This window comes from Streptomyces sp. NPDC005492 (genome assembly GCF_040605995.1).
Taxonomy (GTDB): domain Bacteria; phylum Actinomycetota; class Actinomycetes; order Streptomycetales; family Streptomycetaceae; genus Streptomyces.
Genome location: NZ_JBEXDX010000111.1, coordinates 1 through 3928, shown reverse-complemented (window position 1 = coordinate 3928; position 3928 = coordinate 1). Strand labels below are relative to the sequence as shown.

The 3928-nt window shown below is 74.2% G+C and carries 1 protein-coding gene; it reads right to left on the bottom strand.

What is annotated here, in order from left to right:
* Positions 1-3849 (bottom strand): acyltransferase domain-containing protein (locus ABZT04_RS45870; RefSeq protein ID WP_356066667.1); only part of this gene is annotated, 3849 nt, incomplete at its 3' end.
* Positions 3850-3928: the final 79 nt, after the last annotated feature.

Sequence of the window (3928 nt, the reverse complement as noted above, 5' to 3'; positions counted from 1 at the left end):
GTTGAGTACGACGTCGACGCCCCGGCCGCCGGTCGCCTGCCGGAAGGCGTCCTCGAAGTCCAGCGTCCGCGAGGACGCCACGTGCGCGGCGTCGATGCCGCGTTCGCGCAGCGTCGGCCACTTGCCCTCGCTCGCCGTCGTATAGACCTCGGCGCCGAGGTGGCGGGCCAGTTGCAGCGCGGCCATGCCGACGCCGCCGGCGCCCGCGTGGACGAGTACGCGCTCGCCCGACCGCAACCCGGCCAGATCCACCAAGCCGTAATAGGCGGTGAGGAACGCCGTCGGCACCGAGGCGGCCGTGGTGTACGACCAGCCCGCCGGGATCGGTGCGACCAGCCGCCGGTCGGTCACGGCGACGGAGCCGAGCCCGCCGTCGCTCAGGCCCATCACGCGGTCGCCGACCCGCAGGTCCGTCACGTCGGCGCCCACCTCGATGACGACACCGGCCACTTCGCCGCCGAGCGGACCGGCCTCACCCGGGTACATGCCCAGGGCGTTGAGGACGTCGCGGAAGTTCAGCCCCGCCGCGCACACCTCGATCCTGATCTCGCCCTCGCCCAGCGGGCGTTCGGCCGCCGGGAACGGCACGAGCCGCAGGTTCTCCAACGTGCCCTTGGCCGTGGAGTCCAAGTGCCAGGCACCGCCGCCCTCCGGAACGACCAGGCCCGTGTCCGCCCGCGACAGCCGGGCCGCGTGCAATGTGCCAGCGCGGACGGCCAGTTGGGGTTCCCCGGTGCCGCGTACGGCGGCCAGCAGCCCGGCCGTCATCCCGGTGGAGGCGTCGGTGTCGACCAGGGTGATCCGGCCCGGTTGCTCCGCCTGCGCCGAACGCACCAGACCCCACACGGCCGCGGCACCCAGGTCGGTCACCGTCTCGCCGGGAGCGGCGGCGACCGCGCCCGAGGTCACCACGACCAGCTGCCGGCCGCCGGACTGCCAGGTCTGGAGCTGCTCCAGCATCCACCGGGTCGCCTCGTGCGCGCCCCGCACCGGGTCCTCGCCCCCGGCCACCGCGACCACCAGCGGCAGCGCCGCGTCCGGGTCCACCAGGCCGGCGTGCGCGTACGGCGCCGCGCCCGGCAGCAGGTCCGCGTCCACGCCGGGCCCGGCCACCACCCCGGCGGCCACGCTCTCCCAGTCGGCTGCCTGCGGCGGCTCCTGCGCCTCCAACGGCTGCCATTCCAGGGCGAGTACGGTCTCGTCGCCGCCCCCGCCCGCCGAAGTCAGCGACCGCGGGGTCAGCGGGCGGACGACAAGCGAGCCCAGCGACAGCACCGCGTCACCGGCCTCGTCGGCGACCGCGATCGACAGCACGTCGGGGGCGGTCCTGGTCAAGCAGGCCCGGACCCGGCTCGCGCCTGAGGCGTGCAGCGCCACGTCGCCGAAGCTGAACGGCAGCCGGCCGAATTCCGCCGGCTCCAGGTCCACGAACGCCAGCGCGTGCATCACCGCGTCCAGCAGCGCCGGGTGCAGGCCGAAGCCGTCCGCCCGGCCCGACTGCGGCTCGGGCAGGGCCACTTCGGCGAAGACGTGCCCGTCGCGCCGCCACGCTCGCGCCAGCCCCTGGAACGACGGGCCGTACACGAAGCCCTGCTCGGCGATCCGCTGGTACATCCCCTCGGTCGCCAACTCCTCGGCGCCCGCCGGCGGCCACGCCCCGGCCAGCGCCTCGAACCCGGCCGCGGCCGTGCCCGCCGCAGTGTCCACGGCGCCGCTGGCGTGCCGCACCCACGGCCGGTCACCGCCGTCGTCGGGCCGCGCGTACACGGTGACCGGGCGCTGCCCGTCCTCGGGCTCGCCGACGACGACCTGCACCTGGACCCCGCCGCGCGCGGGCAGCACCAGCGGCGCCTCCACGATCACCTCGCGGACCCGGTCGCAGCCGACCGCGTCCGCGGCGTGCACCGCCAGTTCCACGAAGCCGGTGCCGGGGAAGAGCACCGCGCCCTGCACGGAGTGGTCGGCCAGCCACGGCTGCGCGGTGGCCGACAGCCGCGACGTGAACACCACGCCGCTGCCCTCGGGCGAGGGCACCATCGCGCCCAGCAGCGGGTGTTCGACCGCCGCCAGCCCCGCAGCCGTCACGTCCGCCGCCCCCGTGCCGCCCTCGGGCCAGTAGCGCCGCCGCTGGAACGCGTACGTCGGCAGGTCCACCCGGCGGCGCCCGGCCCCGCCGACCAGGCCGTCCCACCCGACCGGCACCCCTTCGGCGAACAGCCGTGCCAGCGCCAGCAGTACGGTCCGGCCCCCGGCACGGTCCCGGCGCTGCAGGGCCACCGCGGTGGCGCCCTCCAGCTCCACCAGCCCGGCCAGCACCGCGTCCGGCCCCGCCTCGACGAAAGTGTCCACACCCTGCGAGGCCAACCAGGCCAGCCCATCGGCGAAGCGGACAGCCGAACGCACCTGCTGCGCCCAGTACATGGGCGACGTCATGTCCGCCGGCTCACCCGTCAGATTCGACACCACCGGAATACGCGGCTCCGCGAAGGACACGTCGGCGATCGCCGCGGTGAAGTCCTCCAACATCGGCTCCATCAGAGCCGAATGGAACGCGTGCGAGACACGCAGCCGGGTCGTCTTCACGCCCTGTGACTTGAAGTGCTCACCGACCTTCACTACGGCCGCTTCCTCGCCCGAAACGACCACCGAACCCGGCGCGTTCACCGCCGCCACCGACACACCCTCGGGCAGATACGGCCGTACCTCCTCCTCCGGCGCGGCAACCGCCACCATCGCCCCACCCACCGGAAGCCCCTGCATCAAACGAGCCCGCGCAGCCACCAAACGGCACGCATCCGGCAGCGAGAACACCCCCGCCACGTACGCGGCGGCCACCTCACCGATCGAATGCCCCAGCAGAAAGTCCGGACGTACTCCGAAAGACTCCAGCAACCGGAACAACGCCACCTCAACCGCAAACAACGCAGGCTGCGCCCACCCGGTGGAGTTCAACTCATCCGCATCGCCACCCCACACCACATCCCGCAACGGCACCTCCAGGTGCCGGTCCAGCTCCGCCACCACCTCGTCAAAGGCCGCCGCGAACACCGCCGACGTCTCGTACAACTCCCGCCCCATACCGAGCCGTTGCGCACCCTGGCCGGTGAACAGCACCGCCACCCGGCGGCCGTTCCGCGCCACGCCCTGCGCGACACCCGCAGCCGACTCCCCGGCCGCCAACGCCCGTAGCCCGGCGGCCAGTTCGTCCGTGTCCGCGCCGACCACCACGGCGCGGTGGTCGAAGAGCGAGCGGGACCGCAGCAGCGAGTACGCCACGTCGGCCGGGTCCAGCCCACCGTCCTGCTCGACGCGCGCAAGCAGCCGCTCGGCCTGCGCGGCGACGGCGTCGGCGGACCGCCCGGAGACGACCCACACGGTCTGCGTGCCGATCGCGGCGCGCTGCGCGTCGGCGGCGTCCTGCGGACCGGCATCCTCCGGTGCGGTGTCCGCCGATGGCGCGGCCTCCAGGATCACGTGGGCGTTGGTGCCGGACACGCCGAAGGAGGAGACGCCGGCGCGGCGCGGGTGCCCGGTCTCCGGCCAGGGCTGCTGCTCCGTCAGGAGCCGTACCTGCCCCTGGGCCCAGTCCACATGGGTGCTCGGCTCGTCCACGTTCAAGGTGGGCGGCAGCGCGCCGTGCCGGATGGCCTGCACCATCTTGATGACGCCGGCCGCACCGGCAGCGGCCTGCGCGTGGCCGATGTTGGACTTGATGGTGCCCAGCCACAGCGGCTGGTCGTCGGGGCGACCCTGACCGTACGTCGCGAGCAGCGCCTGCGCCTCGATCGGGTCACCCAGCGTCGTCCCCGTACCGTGCGCCTCCACCACATCCACCCCCCAACTGCTCATGCGCGGTCTGCGCAGCAGCAGACAGATACAGACTGTTCGGCCGCATCACCCGCTCCGCCGCCGCCCGCTCGCCCCCCAG